This is a genomic window from Janthinobacterium sp. SUN100 (genome assembly GCF_030397705.1).
Lineage (GTDB): Bacteria > Pseudomonadota > Gammaproteobacteria > Burkholderiales > Burkholderiaceae_D > Janthinobacterium > Janthinobacterium kumbetense.
In genome coordinates this window covers 541,451-558,614 of the sequence record NZ_JAPUBU010000004.1, presented here as the reverse complement: position 1 = coordinate 558,614, position 17,164 = coordinate 541,451, and the positions used below count along the sequence as shown (strand labels likewise).

Here is a 17,164-nt window from a genome sequence, read left to right as displayed (position 1 = left end):
AAACACGATCAAGGGTGATAAACCGCCAGTTCCAGTGCTTTATCAGCAATCCGGGTAGCTTTGACAATAATTCTGAAAACGTCTGTGATGGCACTACATATAGTCTTTACATCCAACTTCTGCACTAATTGTAGTACCCATCGAAGGGCGATGCAATAGTTTTCCGGCATCCGTCGGCGTAATTTTTTGTATTTTCATATACGATTTCGGTTGACTTTTCAGGGCATGGCTGGGAAGCCCAATCCACGCGAAGTAAGCGCTAACGCAGCTTGTCCGCTCAGGGTTTCCAGCCAGCATTCTTGATAAAAATGCCAGTCAAAAAACGGCCCCGGATCCGTCTTCCTGCCCGGCGCGATATGCTCGTGGCCGCGCACCTGGGACAGCCCGTAGCGCGCCACCAGCGCCGCCGTCAGCGCCGCCAGCACATGGTATTGCCGCCGCTGGAACGGCACATCGTCCGCGCCTTCCATTTCGATACCGATGGAATAGCCATTGCACTGCGGGCGTCCTTCGAAGGCGGACGCGCCCGCATGCCAGGCACGTTGATCAGCAGAAACATATTGCAACAACGCACCATCGCGCCGCACAAAAAAGTGCGCCGACACCTGCAAGCCACGCAGGTCGGCGAAAGAAGGATCGGCATTATAATCTACCCGGCCCGTAAACAAGTCCGACACATGCGGCCCGCCAAAGCGGCCACCCGGCAAACTGATGTTATGGATCACCAGCAAATCGACTTGCGCACCGTCCGGGCGCGCATCGTAGTATTGGGAGTCATAGCGCAGCGCGCCATCGCACCAGCCATCTTCATCTATCGTCCATGCGCTCATCAAATAGGGCTTCCTGTATCGTCAATTTCTGCATACGGTAACGCAACTGGCGTACGCTCAGGCCCAGCTGGCGCGCCGCCCGTGCGCGGTGGTAGCGCGCCTGCACCAGCGCCAGCATGATCATGTCGCGCTCGGCCTGGCGCAAATACACGTCCAGCGGCAAGACCTTGGCCACGCCATACGCCGCCATGCCGGGCAGACACTGTTGCCGCTCCGACACAGCCGGCATGGCCGGCGCCGCCCGCAAGGGCACGTTGCCCGCCGCGGAGGGCAAGGCCAGCCCGTCAAGCGCGATCACGCCGCCATCGGCAAAGGCCAGCGCCCGTTCCAGTACGTTTTCCAGTTCGCGCACATTGCCGGGAAACGCATATGCGGCCAGGGCCGCCAGCACCGGCGGCGCCAGGCTCACGGACCGGTGCGGCGACAGGCGTGCGAGGATCACCTCACATAATACCTGCAGATCGCCGCGCCGTTCGCGCAGCGGCGGCAGCGCCAGCTCGATCACATTCAGGCGGTAAAACAGGTCCTGGCGAAACGTCCCGGCCGCCACGCCGCGCGTCAGGCCATGCTGGCTGGCGCACAGGATGCGCACGTCGACGGCTTCGTCAGTACTGCCGCCCAGCTTGCGCACGCGGTGCTCTTGCAGCACGCGCAACAGTTTCACCTGCATGGCCAGCGGCAGATCGTCGACTTCGTCGAGCAGCAAGCTGCCGCCATGGGCCGCCTGGAACAAGCCCTGGCGCTCGTGCAGCGCGCCCGTATAGGCACCCGAGCGGCAGCCGAAGAATTCCGCTTCCATCAGCGCTTCGGGAATGGCGCCGCAGTTGACGGCGATAAACGGGAAGCTGGCGCGCGCGCCCTGCGCATGGATGGCGCGCGCCGCCAGTTCCTTGCCCGTGCCCGATTCGCCGCGGATGGCCACCGGCGCGCCGCAGCGGGCGATGCGGCCGATCTGCGCGCGCAGCGCCTGCATGGGCAGCGAGTTGCCGCTCAGTTGCGGCGCCGGCGGCATGCCGTCGGCGGTCGGCGGGCTGGAGCGAGGGCTGGGACGGGACATGGTGAGCGCGCCTTTCTGCAATGGCGGCGAAGAACCGCCTGCTGCAGATGCTACGCCGGACGGATGCCGGAGGACGTTACGATACGGATGAGCAACGCACGCGCGCCTGCGGACCGCCCCTTACAGCGTGGCGTGCGCGTGGCTGCAGTAGTCGTGGCCCTTGGCCTGCACGTTTTCCGAGGCCGGGTAGTACACGCCGCAATGGGCGCAGCAGAGCATCAGCTCGGCATCCGGCAATTCCTGCGGCCGCACCGGCGGCGTAAACGGATTCGGCCGCTGTTGCTGTTGCGCACGAGCCCGCTGCTGCATGCCACGGATCTTGCTGCGGATAGCGAACAGCACCAGGAACACCAACGCCAGCCAGAATAAAACACGTGTCATGCGAATCCTCGGTGTAAAACCACTTCCAGTACAAAACGGCTGCCGACATAGGCCAGCAGCAAGGTGGCGAAACCGGCCAGCGTAAAACTCAGGGCCGTCTTGCCGCGCCAGCCGCGGAAGCGGCGGCCTGCCAGCAGCGAGGCAAACAGCAGCCACGACAGCATGGTAAACACGGATTTGTGATCCCAGTTGAGCGCCTTGCCAAATAATTGCTCGGAAAACACGATGCCCGACAGCACGGTCAGGCTGAGCAAAATAAACCCCAGGCCAATCATGCGGAACAGCAACTTTTCCATCGTCAGCAGGGCTGGCAACTGGTCCAGCGCGCTGCCGATGAAGCCGCGGCTTTCGCTGCGCGTGTGCAAACGCGATTCCTGCAGCGCCATCAGCACGGCGTGAAAGGCGGCAATCGTCAGGGTGCTGTAGGCGAGCACGGCGACGGCAATATGCCAGCCGAAGACGGCCGACTTGCCTTCCATGCTGACCTGGCTACCGGGGAAGGCCCAGGCCAGGCCAATGGCGAGGACGGCGCTGGGCATGACCATGCGGCGCAAGCCGTCCAGACTGAAATTGCGGTTCTCTATCCAGTAAGCGCCCACCGAGACCCACAGCGCGGCCGACAGCATGGCGGAAAAACCGAAGCGCAAGGTACCCGGCGCCATCAGGTCGAACCACAGGGTGGCGGCGTGCGCCAGCCAGGCGACGCCGGTCAGGCCGGCAATAAGCCGGGCACGGGACGAGGGAAGCACCGCGCACACCGCATACAACAGGGCGGCGATGAAAAAGAAATAGATCTGCATAGTTTAAGTTTACACCATAGCCGACAAGCGCGATTCAGGCGACAGCCCGGGTGACAGGCACGACGCCGCCATCCAATGCCGCAAGCCTGCCATGATATCGCGCCTGAGGCATGACGGGGTGGCGCACCCTCAAGATTTCGGCAATCTTTCCTGCGGCACACTGTCGCCGCGCCGCGGGCACGTTGCCATCCTGATTAGCCAGTCCTATAATTATGTCCACAAAGCAATATTTATCCACCCTGACGCCACCGCCCCTCGCCATGTCTTTTCTAAAATTGTCCTGGACCTGTCTCTTGCTGGCCGCCTGTACTATATTAGGCGGCTGCATGAAAGATGCACCTTCCCAATCCACGTACGAGGAATACTTCCGCACGTCCATCCAAAGCTATGACCTGTACAAACAGTACTTCGACATCGCGACGCTGGAAAAGCTCAATGGCTGGAAAGAGAACGAACAGTACGAAATCAAGGGCTCGGCCGTGCTGCGCGCCAAGGTGGGCTACCTGGAATTGCTGGCCGACGTGGCCGACAGGCTCGAAACAGAGGCCAAGACGGATGGCTCCGTGGGCATGACCATGGGCCTGGGCCTGGGCCTGATGGCGCGCGGCATGGGCGGTGAAAACAAGGTTTTCCGCGAATTCTGGGCGCAGCAGCAGGAAAAGAAGGCGATCCCCGCGCCGCTGCTGGCGCGCCAGGCGGCGATGACGGCCGAACGTTTCGAGAACCTGATGCAATGGTCGGACCAGATCGTGCAAGACAATTACGGCGCCATCATCAGCCGCCAGCTCAAGAAAGGCGACGAGCTGACCCGCATCTACACGCTGAGCTTCCGCCAGACGGAGAAAGGCTGGATGGGTTTTAACGCCCGCTAAGGCCACCCCGCCACAAGCTCCGCACCAGCACTGGCGCGGAGGTTTTTTTCATGGTTTCCTGATTTACTTCACATTCAGGCTCTTTTTCGCCTGCTCCAGCAAATCCGTCTTGACCCAGTCCTTGGCCACGGGCGGCTTCGTCATGCGGCCCACGCCCGTTTTCACCATCACGTCCGTCGTGATCTGGATGTGTTCGGGTGAGATGTCATACGAATACGGCGAATTGCTGATCGCGTCGTCGAAGTCATCCTTCGTGATCTGGCCGCGGAACACCACTTCGCGCACATACTTTTCCGCCGTCGCCTTGTTGTCGATAAAGGTCTTGGTGGCTTCGACGAAGCAGCGCATGAATTTTTCCGCCACGGGACGGCGTTCCTTGTAAAACTTTTCCGTCATCACCATGGTGCGCACGGGTTCGCCGATCGGCGTGTCGTACGGCTTGATGACTTCAGTGCCGAAACCCTTGTTGATCGCCTGCGACGATTGCGGCTCCGACTGCATCATGGCGTCGATATTCTTGCCCATCAGCGCCTGGTTCAAGTCGGCGTAAGCCAGGAACACCAGTTGCACATCCTTGCCCTTGGTTTCGGAATACGTCAGGCCCGCCTGCGACAGCTCGGCCAGCAGCAACACTTCCTGGATGCCGCCGCGCGTCACGCCCACGCGCTTGCCCTTGAGTTCCTTGACGTTGGCGATCTTTTGCCCGGCGCCCGCCACCAGGCGCGCGCCGCCCTTCGCAAAACCTGCCACCACATAGATGGGTGCGCCGCCGGCACGGCCGGAAATGGCCGCTTCGGAGGCCGTCGCCCCCACGTCCAGCTCGCCAGCGATAATCGCCTGCATCACATCGAGGCCCTTGGCGAAGACATGCTCTTCGACCTTGATGCCGCACTTGGGCGCGATTTCCTTGATGTATGACACGGCGCCGTAATGGGCGAACTTCAAATTGCCCAGGCGCACGACTTCCTGCGCCTGTGCCTGGACAGCGCCCATGCTGAAGGCCAGCATGAGGGCGGCGGCAATACCGGTCTTCAAAGTTGATTTTTTCTGCATCGGGTTCTCCTGTGGTGGTTGGTGTGTGCCCGCAAGGGCATAAAACACGGCGCTTTTATTATGAGGAGATAGTACCGTGTGTTGGAGCCAGGGCAACATTTTTTTTGCCGGCAGCCACGCTGCCGGCATTGTCACTACTGCCCCGCCAGCGCCACCACCGGATCGAGCCCCGACGCCTTGCGCGCCGGCATGAAGCCAAACACCAGCCCCGTCACCACGGCGCAGGCAAAGGCGCCGCCGACGGCGCTGAGCGAAAAGATCACCGGCACGTCCCATACCAGCAGCAGGGCCGCCACCGTCACGCCAACCACGATGCCGGCCATGCCGCCCACCACCGACACCAGCACGGCTTCGGTAAGGAACTGGCGCAGGATGTCGCGCCGGCGCGCGCCCGTCGCCATGCGGATGCCGATTTCGCGCGTGCGCTCGCGCACCGTCATCAGCATCACGTTCATGACGCCGATGCCGCCCACCACCAGGGAGACTGCGGCGATGAGGCTGAGCATCACGGTCATGTTGTCCTGCGTCTTCGCTTCCGCGGCGATCGACGCGGCCGCGTTGCTGATGCCGTAGTCGCGGATCCTGTGGCGCTCGAACATGGTGGTGTCGACCGCCGCCTCCACCTCCGTCACGCGCTTGACGTCAGCCACCGCCATGACGGTGTACGTCGGCTCGCGCTGGCCGAAGACGCGGATGCCGGCCGTGGAAAACGGCAGCAGCAGCACGTCGTCTTCATCCTTTTCGCCCGTCAGCGCGCCCTTCGCGCTCATCACGCCGATCACCTGGAACGGCACATTGCCGATCAGGATGCTCTGCCCCACGGGATTGGCCACGTCGGGCATCAGCTTTTCCGCCAGATGCGCCCCCAGCACGGCCACGGTGGCCATCTCGCGCTCATCCTCCTCGGTAAAGAAGCCGCCCTTGGCGACCGGCCAGGTCTGGATCTGCGGCAGGGCCGGCCCCGTGCCGCGCACATAGGTCTGCACATCGAGGTTGCCATGGCGGATCACCTTGTTGCCCGTGACATTCGGCAGCACGTGGGTGATGCCCGGCACGTCCTTGAGCGCATCGAGGTCGGCCAGGGTGATGCTGCGCCCGGGGATGCGCGAGCTTTCGCCGCGCGACGCCATGTACAGCAGATTCGAGCCGAACGCGCCCAGCTGCGCCATCACCTGCTGGCGCGTGCCCAGGCCGATGGCCAGCATGACGATCACGGAGGCGACGCCGATGACGATGCCCAGCAGGGTCAGGCCCGTGCGGAAGCGGTTGATCCACAGCACGCGCCAGGCGGCGCGCGCCGCGTCGAGCAATTCCGTGCCCAGCGAGGCGCCCGTGTCGTGGGCGGCGCGCGACATGTCCAGCGGCGGCAGGGCCGTCGACGTGGACGGAATGGCAACGGCGCACGAGTCTGCAACGATTTCGCCATCGCTGATCTCGATCACGCGGCGCGCCTGGGCCGCCACCTTGCGGTCATGCGTAATCAGGATGATGGTGTGGCCCGCGTCGGCCAGTTCGCCCAGCAGGGCCATGACTTCGGCGCCGCTGCTGCTGTCGAGCGCCCCCGTCGGTTCATCGGCGAGGATGATGCGCCCGCCATTCATCAGGGCACGGGCGATCGACACGCGCTGCTGCTGCCCGCCGGACAACTGGTTTGGTCGGTGATCGAGCCGCTCGCCGAGGCCCAGGCGCTTGAGCAGCGCTTCCGAGCGGGCGTGGCGGGCGCTGGCGGGCATGCCCGCGTACAGGGCCGGCACTTCCACGTTTTCGCGCGCTGATTCGGTGGCGATCAGGTGATAGCCCTGGAAGACGAAGCCGAACGCTTCGCGCCGCAGCCACGCCAGTTCATCGGGATTCAGGCTGGCCACGTCCTGGCCGGCGAAGCGATAGGTGCCGTCGCTGGGCCGGTCAAGACAGCCCAGCAAATGCATCAGGGTCGATTTGCCGGAACCGGACGCGCCGACGATGGCGACGAATTCGCCGGCACCGATCGACAAGGTCAGGCCGCGCAGCACTTCCACGGCCGGCGCGCCGTCATGGCCGCCGTAGCGCTTGCGGATGCCCTGCAGTTCAATCAGGGGAACCGGCTGGCCAGGTTCCCCTGGCTGCCCCAGCGACCTGGCCTCGCTCATGGCGCTCACAGCTGGAACCTGCTGCTGCCGCTGCCGGCCGGCTGCTCGCCCGTGACCAGCAATTCGCCTTCGCGCAAGCCTTGCAGCACTTCCGCGCTGAGGCGGTTGCGCACGCCCACGGTGACGGTGCGCGTATCGACCTTGCCGTCCGCATCCATCACGCGCGCCGTAAACTGCCCCGGCTTGGCGCCTTCCCCCGTCGACGGTTTCAGGGCCGGCAAGGGCACGGCCAGCACATTGTTCGCCGCCGCCGTGACGAACACCACCTGCGCCGTCATCTGCGGCATCAGCTCGCCGTCCGCGTTATCCACGTCGAACAGCACTGTATACAAGATCACCTTGCTGGTCGACGGCGCCAGGGCCGTGCCGGCGGCGGAACCACCGGGTACGGGCGGGGCCGGCAGCACTTGCCGCACCTTGCCGCTCCAGCGCCGCTGGTCGCCGCCCAGGGTGGTGAAATACACGGGCATGTCCGGGCGCACGCGGCGCACGTCCGCTTCCGACACTTCCGTCCACACGGTCATGGCCGACAGGTCGGCGATGCGCAGGATGTTCGGTGTCTGGTACGTGGCGTTCAGGGTTTGCCCTTCCTTCGCGTCCAGGCCCACCACCTTGCCGGCCATGGGCGCGTAGATGCGCGTATAGCCGAGGCGCGCCTCGTCCGCCTTCAGGCTGGCCTGGGTCTGGTCGATCTGCGCCTTCAGGTGGTCGATCTTGGCGCCGGCCGAGGCCAGCGTGGCTTCTGCCGTTTCCAGGTCGGCCAGCGGCGTGGAATCGAACTTGGCCATCTGTTTCTGCCGCACGTGCTGCTGGCCCGCCAGGCGGTGCTGCGCCTGCTGGTCGGCCAGCTGCGCGCGCAAGCCCGCCAGGGCAGCGCGGCCCGCATCGACCGTGGCTTGCTGCACGCTGGGGTCGATTTCGGCCAACAACTGGCCTTTTTCCACGGCGCTGCCGGGCTGCACGTGTAGGCGCGTGATCTGGCCCGACACCTGCGCGCCCACGTCGACATAGGTTTGCGGCTGCAGGGTGCCGATGGCCGTGACGCTGGCTTCGATATTGCCGCGCTTGACGGGGGCCGTGTCGAACACGGTTGCCGGGCCGCGCGTGGCCCACATTGCGCCGGCGCCGAACAGCGCCAGCAAGACCACGCCGCCCAGGATGCGGGTACGGCGGGAAGGCAGGCGGGCCGCCATCAGGCAGCCGCCTTGGATGCAGTCAAAACGAAATTACAAACGTCAAACGGTGTCGCCAGGCGTGAAAAGTACATCGGTCTATCCTTGAAAATGGCGGTGAACATCACCGCAGGAACGTCACAAGACCTGCCAGCGCGGCGACGGCTGCCAGCAGGGAACTACGAAACAGCAAGCGGGGGGCATACGGCAGCAGCAGGGCCACCAGCAGCGCGCCCACCCCGATGAATCCGAGCCAGGCGACCACGCCGACGGTGGCGCTCCAGCCGGCCACGCAAGGCCAGATGGCCAGCGCCAGCAACAGAGCGCCGGCCAGTTGCAGCGCGCGCCGCACGTTCGGCGCCGCGTCCCGGCCCCAGACCTGGCCATGGTGGCGGTCCATCGCCAGGGACAGGCTGGCCATGCCCGCATACGACAGGCCCAGCGCGCACAGGATGGTATTGATCATGATTGTCCCTCCGTATTGACTTGCAGGCTGGCCGAGGGTGCAGCGCTTTCCCTGGCGGCAGCCTTTTTCACTGGCTTTTCCTTGCGCTTGTGGACTTTCCACGCGCCCCAGGCGGCCAGCAGGCCGAAGGCCATGCTGCCCAGTTCCACGCCGGCGCTTTCCCAGTCGCCGCGCGCGATCTGCGCCGCCAGGTTGTCACCCGTGCTCAGGATATTCAATACGGGCAGCAGCAGGCACAGGGCCGCCAGCAAGCCCAATTGCTCGATCCATGCGCGTTTTTCCGCGCGCAGGCAGGCGTGCACCAGCATCAGGAACCAGACGCCAAAGAAGGCGCGCACTTCCCAGCCGGCGCGCTGCTCGATGCCGACGGGGATCAAACGATTGGCCCACAGGAAGCCCACGCAGGCGATCGCCAGGCCGGCGATGGCCGCCACGTTCAGGCATGCGATGACGCGGTACACGCGCTGCGTGTAGGCGCCGAACTCGCCGCCGGACTTCTGGCGGCGCTTGACCATGAACAGGATGGCACCCGTGCCCATCATGGCCGTGCCGGCCAGGCCGCAGAAGAAGTACAGCCAGCGCATGGGCGTGCCGCCGAAGCCGACCATGTGCAGGTTCGACATGACGGAACGCGTCAGGCCGGCGCCGCCCGTGTCCGACTTGCCCGGCAGGCGCACGGCGACCTGTTCGCCCGTGGCCAGCGCATAACAGGCCCGGCCCGAATTGGCGCTGAGGCGCGTGAGCAGTTCCGTGTCCTCATTCCAGCCGTACATGCACACGCGCATGGAGGCATCGTTCGGATTGTCCAGCACCACGGCGCGGATTTCCTGGCCGATGGCCTGTTCGGCGCGCAGCGCGAACGATTCCAGCGCGGGAATGGCCAGCGGCTGGCCTGTTTTCACGGGCTTGCCCGCATCGTTCCAGTCGGCCAGGAAGGCTTTCTTGGGATTGTCCATGCCGTATTGCGCCGCCACGGGGGCCGGCACATAGTCGTCGCTGAAGAATGCCAGGCCTGTGTAGGCGATCATGAACTGGAACGGCAACGTCAGCACGGCCACCGCGTTGTGCGCGTCGAGCCACGAGCGCTGGCCCTTGGCCGGACGGAAGGTGAAGAAATCCTTGAAGATGCGCTTGTGCGTGATCACGCCGCTCACCAGCGCCACCAGCATGATCATGGTGGTGATGGCAACGATCCACACGCCGATGCGGCCCGCGTGCAGTTCGTAGTGGAAATCGACGAAATGGTGGCCGCCGATGGTTTCCCGTTCCGTTGCCTCGCGCGCAGGCTCGATGACGGCGCCCGTCAACGGATCGAGGTCCGCCGAGCCATATCCGCCGCTGGGCTGGAACCAGTAGGCGGACAGGCCCTGACCGGGACGCTGCACGGGCCAGATTTCCCACATGTCCGCCTTCGGGTGTTCCTTCCCCATGAAGTCGAGCGCCAGCTCCAGGCGGTGCGCGCGGTCCGTGACCTTCGGCAGCGGCGGATCGTTCGCGTGCGCCGCCTCGGCCAAAGCGTGCTCGGGCGTCATCCAGTGGCCGATCGGGTCGTCGAAGACGGCCAGGGAACCGGTCAGGAAGATGGCGAACAGCAGCCAGGAAATCCACAGGCCGCTCCACGTGTGCAGCCAAGCCATGGCCTGGCGCAAGCCGCCCTGCTGCGGCGTCTTCACCACTTTGCCTGCCTTGACGGCGTTCATGCGGCACCTCGCGACAGCAGCATGCCGATGCCGCCGCAGACGATGGCCGGCAGCAGCATGCCGAGCCAGGCGCGGCGCAGGTCTTGCACGGCAAAGACCCAGATCACGGCGCAAGTGTAGACGACGAAAGCGCTCAGGGTCGCCGTCAGCACGGCTTCGGCGCGCGACAGCGGCAGCACGGCCGACAGCAGCACAGCCACGCCGGACGTGAGCGCATAGCCGCCAAAGATGGCGGCGAGCACGCGCGAGAACAACATCATGTGGGCCGATTTCATCATCGCGGCGCTCCCCGTCCCATACGCGGGTTCACGCCATTGCTGGCGTGGGCCAGATTCAACTGCACATCCATAAGCCATGCATCCTTCATCAAGATAGGTCGTTCAAAAGTGATTATTTACAGCTTGTAGTTCAAGGTCAGCATCAGGTTGCGCGGCGCACCCACCAGGTTGCCGAAGACATCGGAATAAATGCTCTGGTAATAGTGCTTGTCGAGCGCATTGTTGACGTTCAGGCGCAGCTCGGCGCGGCTGTCGATCTGCCAGGCCGCGTTCAAGCCGAGGATCGCGTAGCGGCCCTGGCGCAGGCGGGCCTCGCCGTCCGCCGATTCCGTCGCGCCCTGCCCGTACACCGAGGCGCCGACGCGCCAGCCCTGCGCCGCGCCGGAGAGGCGGTAGCTGGTGGCCAGCTTGAGCTGCTGGTGCGGATAGCGGCTGTTGAAATCCTTGCCGATATTGGCCGGATCGCTGTCGCGCGTAAATTGCGCCTTGACATAAGTAAAACCGGCCGACAGCTGCCAGTCGGGTGTCAGCGCACCCGCCACGTCCAGCTCCACGCCTTCGCTGCGCACTTCGCCCGACGCACGCTGGCAATAGCCCCAGGTGCTGCCGGGGCAAGGATTCGGGCCTGCCAGGTCGTCCACGCCGCGGTTTTGCTGGCGGATCTGGAACACGGCCGCGCTGGCATTGAGGGCGCCGCCGAAGTATTCGCCCTTCACGCCCGCTTCATAGTTGGTGCCGCTGATCGGCTTCAAGGGTTGTGCATTGGCGTCGGTGGACGCTTGCGGCTGGAAGATCTCGGTCCAGCTGGCGTACACGGAGTGCTGCTTGTCGAGGTCATACACGACGCCGGCGTAGGGCGTGAATTCGCGCGCCACCGAGTAGCCAGCGTCGTCCTTGTACCAGCTCACGCGCCCGCCCAGCACCAGCGACAGCGGATCGGCCAGGCGCATGCGCGTACCCGCATACACGCCGCTTTGCTCGGTGATGCTGGCCGTGCCCCACTGCGCGTAATTGATGACGGGGCGCGCCACGCTGCCCGCATCCCAGTTGAAAGGATCGATCACCGGCGCGCGCTCTTGCCTGCTGTACGACGCCCAGCCGCCATAGCTGTTTTTCGACGAGCGGCGGTGGCTGGCGCCGACCGTCAGCTCATGTTCGCGGCCGAACAAGTTGTAGCTGCCGCTGGCATACGCGTCATAGCTGGTGTTGGCCAGTTCGGCGCGGTAGCTTTGCGAATTGAAGCGCAGGGTGTCGTCACGGCGGTTGATGCCGGAAAACGTCGTGTCGATCTCGGGCGTCTTGCGCGTGGCCGCCAGCTTGGCCTTCCAGCCGTTGCCGAAGCGGTGTTCCAGTTCGGCGAAGATAGTCTTGTCCGTCTGGCGCCACTCGTCGAAGTCGGCGCCCAGGTAAGTCGAGCGGGGCAAATTCAAAAAGCGGCCGTCGGCTGCCGTCACCACGCCTGTCGTGACGCCGTCGTTATCGGTCTTGCGGTAATGCGCGCCCAGGGTCACCGTGGTGTCGGGGCGCAGGTCGGCTTCAATGATGCCGTACAGCTGGTGGTTGCGGCCATGCAGCACGTCGACAAAATCCTTCTTGTCCTGCACCGTCGCGACGATGCGCCCGCGCAGGGTCTTCGCTTCGTTGAGCGCGTTGGCCGCATCCGCTTCCAGGCGGTAGTTGCTCCAGCTGCCGATGCTGGCCGAGAACGACGCTTGCGGCGTGGCCGTCGGGCGCTTGCGCACCATGTTGATGGCCGCGCTGGGCGTGCCGCTGCCCGTCATCAAGCCCGTGGCGCCGCGTACCACTTCGATGCGGTCATAGATGGCCAGGTCGTCATTGTCGCCATTGAAAGTGCCGTTCGCGCCCAGGCTGGTGGGCAAGCCATCGAACAGGATGTTGTCGATTGGAAAACCACGTGCGCTGAAACTGCCCGAATCGCCCGTAAAGTTGCCCTTCTGCATGACCAACCCCGTGATCGACTGCACGGCGTCGTCCAGTGTCGTGATGCCCAGGTCATCGATCTGCTGGCGCGTCAGCACGCTGACGGACTGCGGCGTCTCGCGCAGCGACAGGTTCAGCTTGGTTGCCGTATTGCTCACGCCCGTCGTATAGGAGCCGCTGCCTTCCGTCGTCGCATCGCGCCCTGCCGTGACGGATACGCCGAGCATGGTTTGCTCGGTGGCGGGCGAGGTAGGAATAGCAGGCACGGCCTGCTGCGCCAGCGCCGGCAGGCTGGCGGCCAGGCACAGGGCCGCGGCCGCTTGAGCCAGCGGGCGCAGCGCAGAGTGAGACGATGGCAAACTGACAAAAGGCAAAGCGTGCGACATGAAAGTTCCTGATGGTGGCGTCATGGGACGGTAAAAAACAGGCGCCCTACTCTGTAGGTGCCGCGAAAACGAAAAACGGGCAGTCCGGCTGCAAATATATTTTGCGGGGACTACGGCGCCGGTTCGACGCTGACCCAATACCGCGTGCGGCTGCGCACCTGCACGGGCAGCGAGTTGGGCAGCATGTTCAGGATGCGCTGGGTGTCGGCCAGCGGGAACACACCCGACAGGCGCAGCTGGGCGACTTCCGGCGCGCAATGAATCACGCCGGGGCGGTAGCGGGCCAGGTCGGCCAGGAAATCGCCCAGGGTCACGTCGTCGACGATCAGCTGCCCGTGCGACCAGGCGTGCGCATGCGCATCGATGGCGTGCGGCGCATCCGGCGCATGGCGGGAAAATGCCGTGCCGCGCCCGGCCGCCAGCAACAAGGGCGCGCCGATATCGTCGCGGGGACGGATTTCAACAGCGCTTTCAAACACGTCCACGGTGCTGTAGCCATCCTGCTGGCGCACGGCAAAGCGCGTGCCCAGCGCGCGCACCCGGCCTTCGCGCGTGACCACCACCAAAGGCGCGTCGCTGCCGGCGCCGTGACCGCTGGTGACGAGGATCTCGCCAGCCAGCAACTCGATCAGGCGGCGGCTGGCGTCGAAACGCACGTTCACGGCCGATCCCGTATTCAGGCTGAGCACGCTGCCGTCGGCCAGCGCCACCACGCGCCGCTCGCCCGTGGCCGTGCGGTAGTCGGCACGCAGGGCGCGCACGCCATCCCACGCGCCCGTCTGCGCGGCCAGCATGCCGCCGCCTGCCGCCACACCCAGCCACACCAGCAACTGGCGCCGCTTGCCATTGACGGCTTGTCGCTGCATACCGGCCAGCGCCTGCGCGGCCGCGCCGCGGTGCAAGCCGTTGAAGCGCTGCGACACCGCTTCGATATGCTGCCAGGCCCGTTCGTGTTCCGGGTCGGCCCCGCGCCAGCGCTGCCAGGCGGCGTGTTCCGCTTTGCTGGCCTGCTCCGACATCAGCACCGTCAGCCACTCGGCCGCCTGCTGCTGCACCTCTGCGCGGATGGCTGCCGCGGCTGCGGGTTCTGCCACCGTGCTCATGCTGGCAGAGAGAAAAACACCTGGCGGTTGGCCCGCGTCAGATATTGCTTGACCGAGCTGGCCGACACGTTCAGGCGCGCGGCGATCTCGGCATAGCTGAGGCCTTCCAGCTGCGCCAGCAAGAACGCCGTGCGCACGGGCGCAGGCAAGCCGTCGAGGGCCTGGTCGATTTCCTGCAAGGCCTCCAGCGCCAGCAGCCGCTCCTCGGGCGCGGGCGCCACATCGGGCGGCAGGCAGGCGAGCGCTTCCAGATAGGCGTTTTCCAGCACTTGCCGGCGGTGGCAGTGCGCCACCAGGCGGCGCGCGATGGTGGCCAAAAAAGGCCGCGCTTCGCGGATCTGCGGCGCGGAATCGGCCGTCAGCACGCTGATGAAAGTGTCTTGCGCCAGGTCCGCCGCGTCGCCCGCATTGCCCAGCTTATGCCGCAGCCAGCCCTGCAGCCAGCCGTGATGGCTGCTGTAGAGCGCGTGCAGGTCTTGTTGCTGTGCAAAATCGGCAGCCGACATGGCATCCCTTTCCGCTCAGGCGTGCGGCGCCTGAGAATGTAAATAAGAATTATTCTCATTTTAACCGCGCAATGCCTTTCATGCAATCGCGGCATTGCCAGAAATACCAACTAATTCAAAAGCAGGCCAACCGCCAGGCGATGCAGCGCGGGACCGCCAGCCACCCGCGATAAGGTAAAATGACGCCCATCGTCCGGCTTGCGCCGCCCACTCCCAAGCTTTTCATTGCAGGTTCATCATGCTAGATAATCTCACCCAACGGCTTGCCAAAGTCGTCAAGACCATGCGCGGCGAGGCGCGCCTGACCGAAGCGAACACCGCCGACATGCTGCGCGAAGTGCGCCTGGCGCTGCTCGAAGCCGACGTCGCCCTGCCCGCCGTGCGCGAATTCATCGCCAAAGTCAAAGAAAAAGCCATGGGCGAGGATGTCATTTCCTCGCTCACGCCAGGCCAGGCCCTGGTTGGCGTGGTGCAGCGCGAGCTGGCCGCCCTGATGGGCGCCGACCTGGGACCGGAAGCGTCGCAGATCAGTTTTGCCCAGCAGCCGCCCGCCATCATCCTGATGGCCGGTTTGCAGGGTGTGGGTAAAACCACCACCGTCGGCAAGCTGGCGAAGTACCTGAAGGAAGAAAAGAAGAAGAAAGTGCTGACCGTCTCGGCCGACGTGTACCGTCCCGCCGCGATCGCCCAGCTGCAATCGGTCACCGCCCAGGTGGGTGCCGACTTCTTCCCGTCCACCAGCACGGACAAGCCGGTCGATATCGCCCTGGCCGCTCTGGACTGGGCGAAAAAGCATTACCACGACGTGCTGATCATCGATACGGCGGGTCGCCTCGGTATCGACGAAGAGATGATGCGCGAAATCGCCGCCGTCCACGGCGCCGTAAAACCGATCGAAACCCTGTTTGTCGTCGACGCCATGCTGGGCCAGGACGCCATCAACACGGCAAAAGCCTTCAACGATGCGCTGCCGCTGACCGGTATCGTGCTGACCAAGCTCGACGGTGACGCGCGCGGCGGTGCGGCCCTGTCCGTACGCCATATCACGGGCAAACCGATCAAGTTTGCCGGCGTCTCGGAAAAACTCGACGGCCTGGAAGCGTTCGACCCGACCCGCATGGCCAACCGCATCCTCGGCATGGGCGACATCCTCGCCCTGGTGGAAGAGGCGCGCAAGGGCGTCGACAGCAAGGCCGCGGCCGACCTGGCGCAAAAAATCAAGGTCGGCGGCAAGTTCGACATGAACGACTTCAAGGCGCAACTGGGTCAAATGAAGAAAATGGGCGGCATGGCCAACCTGATGGACAAGCTGCCGGCACAGTTCCAGCAGGCGGCAGGCGGCAAGAACATGGATCAAGCCGACAAACAGGTACGCCGCATGTGCGGCATCATCGACTCGATGACGCCGCAGGAACGCGCCAAGCCTGAACTGATCAAGGCCACGCGCAAGCGCCGCATCGCCGCCGGCGCCGGCGTGCAGGTGCAGGAAGTGAACCGCATGCTGACGCAATTCGAGCAAATGCAGACGATGATGAAGAAATTGTCGGGTGGCGGCATGATGAAGATGATGCGCTCCATGAAGGGCATGATGCCCGGCATGAGGTAGTGGAAGGCTTCAAAATCCGCTGCGCGGGGCGCTTTGCGGCCGGCGATGCTCACCGTACTTCAGTACGGTTGCGCTTCTCGGCCACAAATCATCCCCGCTCGCTGTGATTTTGAAGGCCTTTTTTACGCCGCGTGAGACGTAGTTCAAGTCAAGAAACACCGTTATAAAATCATGCCGGATTGCATTTTCATGTGTCCGGCATCATTACTTCCCTCCCCCGCAGTCCCCCTCCCCGCACAGCCAGCAACCATGCCATTTACGGGCAAAAACGCCGTTCTGCGCTCCCAAGCGGTGCGCCCGGGCGACAGCATTGCCATTTCCCTGCTTTTTCCTCGTGAAAACGTGAAAAACACTTGCATACAAGGTAAATCCACACCAATATTAGCCGTGCGATTAATTGCGCAATTTCCCATGTGTTTGTTAAGGAGGCTCGAAGATGGCAACAGCCAAAAAAACCCCAGTAGCAGCGCCAGCCAAAGCAGCAGCAGCCAAGCCTGCAGCCGCCAAGAAAGCAGCACCCGCAGCCAAGGCAGCAGCTAAACCAGCAGCGGCGAAGAAAGCGGCAGCACCGGCAACACCACGCAAGCCAAACGCAGCATTCATGAAAGCAATGACGCCATCGAAAGATCTGGCTGCCGTTGTTGGCGCAGCACCACTGCCGCGCACGGAAGTGACCAAAAAGGTATGGGATTACATCAAAAAACTCGATCTGCAAGATCCGGCCAACCGCCGCATGATCAATGCGGACGACAAGCTGAAAGCAGTTTTCGGCGGCAAAGCCCAAGTCTCCATGTTTGAAATGACGAAACTGATCTCCGATCATTTGAAATAAATCAGATACGCGCCGGCTTCAACAGCCGAGCGAGTGCCCCGCCGCATCACTG

16 protein-coding genes are annotated in these 17,164 nt (G+C 64.1%); 3 read left to right on the top strand and 13 right to left on the bottom strand.

The features are described 5' to 3' along the window. Nucleotides 1–218 precede the first annotated feature (218 nt). The 4 genes from ampD to ccsA form a co-directional block, all read right to left on the bottom strand. Entirely contained in the window at nt 219–830 is a 612-nt protein-coding gene (gene ampD, locus O0881_RS22580) for a 1,6-anhydro-N-acetylmuramyl-L-alanine amidase AmpD (RefSeq protein ID WP_289913169.1), read from the bottom strand. Further along, on the bottom strand, nt 808–1,887 hold the full coding sequence (locus O0881_RS22575) for a sigma-54 dependent transcriptional regulator (RefSeq protein WP_354670222.1): 1,080 nt from the start codon (nt 1,885–1,887) through the stop codon (nt 808–810). Before O0881_RS22575 ends, ampD begins: the two co-directional genes overlap by 23 nt. Nucleotides 1,888–2,007: 120 nt before the next feature. Continuing rightward, nucleotides 2,008–2,268 (bottom strand): PP0621 family protein, encoded by a 261-nt coding sequence (locus O0881_RS22570; RefSeq protein ID WP_077408507.1) that lies wholly within the window; start codon nt 2,266–2,268, stop codon nt 2,008–2,010. Further along, nucleotides 2,265–3,068 carry a cytochrome c biogenesis protein CcsA gene (ccsA, locus tag O0881_RS22565; RefSeq protein ID WP_077408508.1) on the bottom strand — a complete coding sequence of 268 codons (804 nt, stop codon included), beginning with the start codon at nt 3,066–3,068 and terminating at the stop codon, nt 2,265–2,267. Before ccsA ends, O0881_RS22570 begins: the two co-directional genes overlap by 4 nt. A gap of 326 nt (nt 3,069–3,394) precedes the next feature. On the opposite strand from ccsA, the gene O0881_RS22560 reads away from it, so the two are divergent. Next, nucleotides 3,395–3,940, top strand: coding sequence for a hypothetical protein (locus tag O0881_RS22560; RefSeq protein ID WP_289913168.1), 546 nt, complete (start codon nt 3,395–3,397; stop codon nt 3,938–3,940). Nucleotides 3,941–4,003: 63 nt separating this feature from the next. Here O0881_RS22560 and O0881_RS22555 read toward each other — a convergent pair whose 3' ends face one another. The 9 genes from O0881_RS22555 to O0881_RS22515 form a co-directional block, all read right to left on the bottom strand. Beyond that, nucleotides 4,004–4,948, bottom strand: a complete 945-nt coding sequence (locus tag O0881_RS22555) for an ABC transporter substrate-binding protein (RefSeq protein WP_289913248.1) — start codon at nt 4,946–4,948, stop codon at nt 4,004–4,006. Between the two features lie 179 nt (nt 4,949–5,127). Further along, nucleotides 5,128–7,122: a MacB family efflux pump subunit gene (locus O0881_RS22550; RefSeq protein WP_289913166.1), complete on the bottom strand. Its 1,995-nt coding sequence runs from the start codon at nt 7,120–7,122 to the stop codon at nt 5,128–5,130. Between the two features lie 5 nt (nt 7,123–7,127). After that, nucleotides 7,128–8,315 (bottom strand): efflux RND transporter periplasmic adaptor subunit, encoded by a 1,188-nt coding sequence (locus tag O0881_RS22545; RefSeq protein WP_289913165.1) that lies wholly within the window; start codon nt 8,313–8,315, stop codon nt 7,128–7,130. 103 nt (nt 8,316–8,418) lie between these two features. After that, nucleotides 8,419–8,760 (bottom strand): DUF3325 domain-containing protein, encoded by a 342-nt coding sequence (locus O0881_RS22540; protein WP_289900285.1) that lies wholly within the window; start codon nt 8,758–8,760, stop codon nt 8,419–8,421. Further along, nucleotides 8,757–10,460 (bottom strand): PepSY-associated TM helix domain-containing protein, encoded by a 1,704-nt coding sequence (locus O0881_RS22535; RefSeq protein ID WP_289913163.1) that lies wholly within the window; start codon nt 10,458–10,460, stop codon nt 8,757–8,759. Before O0881_RS22535 ends, O0881_RS22540 begins: the two co-directional genes overlap by 4 nt. Further along, nucleotides 10,457–10,738 (bottom strand): hypothetical protein, encoded by a 282-nt coding sequence (locus tag O0881_RS22530; RefSeq protein ID WP_251350264.1) that lies wholly within the window; start codon nt 10,736–10,738, stop codon nt 10,457–10,459. The genes O0881_RS22535 and O0881_RS22530 overlap by 4 nt, the downstream gene beginning before the upstream one ends. Nucleotides 10,739–10,854: 116 nt before the next feature. Then, nucleotides 10,855–13,065, bottom strand: coding sequence for a TonB-dependent siderophore receptor (locus O0881_RS22525; RefSeq protein ID WP_289913161.1), 2,211 nt, complete (start codon nt 13,063–13,065; stop codon nt 10,855–10,857). A gap of 110 nt (nt 13,066–13,175) precedes the next feature. After that, a complete protein-coding gene (locus O0881_RS22520) occupies nt 13,176–14,159 on the bottom strand; it encodes a FecR domain-containing protein (protein WP_289913160.1) in 984 nt (327 codons plus the stop codon). A 5-nt stretch (nt 14,160–14,164) separates the two neighbouring features. Continuing rightward, a complete protein-coding gene (locus O0881_RS22515) occupies nt 14,165–14,674 on the bottom strand; it encodes a sigma-70 family RNA polymerase sigma factor (protein ID WP_289913158.1) in 510 nt (169 codons plus the stop codon). A 238-nt stretch (nt 14,675–14,912) separates the two neighbouring features. On the opposite strand from O0881_RS22515, the gene ffh reads away from it, so the two are divergent. Further along, the gene (gene ffh / locus O0881_RS22510) at nt 14,913–16,280 is read left to right on the top strand and encodes a signal recognition particle protein (RefSeq protein WP_034746567.1); all 1,368 of its coding nucleotides are present in this window, start codon (nt 14,913–14,915) and stop codon (nt 16,278–16,280) included. Nucleotides 16,281–16,716: 436 nt separating this feature from the next. Further along, entirely contained in the window at nt 16,717–17,112 is a 396-nt protein-coding gene (locus tag O0881_RS22505) for an SWIB/MDM2 domain-containing protein (RefSeq protein WP_071650146.1), read from the top strand. Nucleotides 17,113–17,164: the final 52 nt, after the last annotated feature.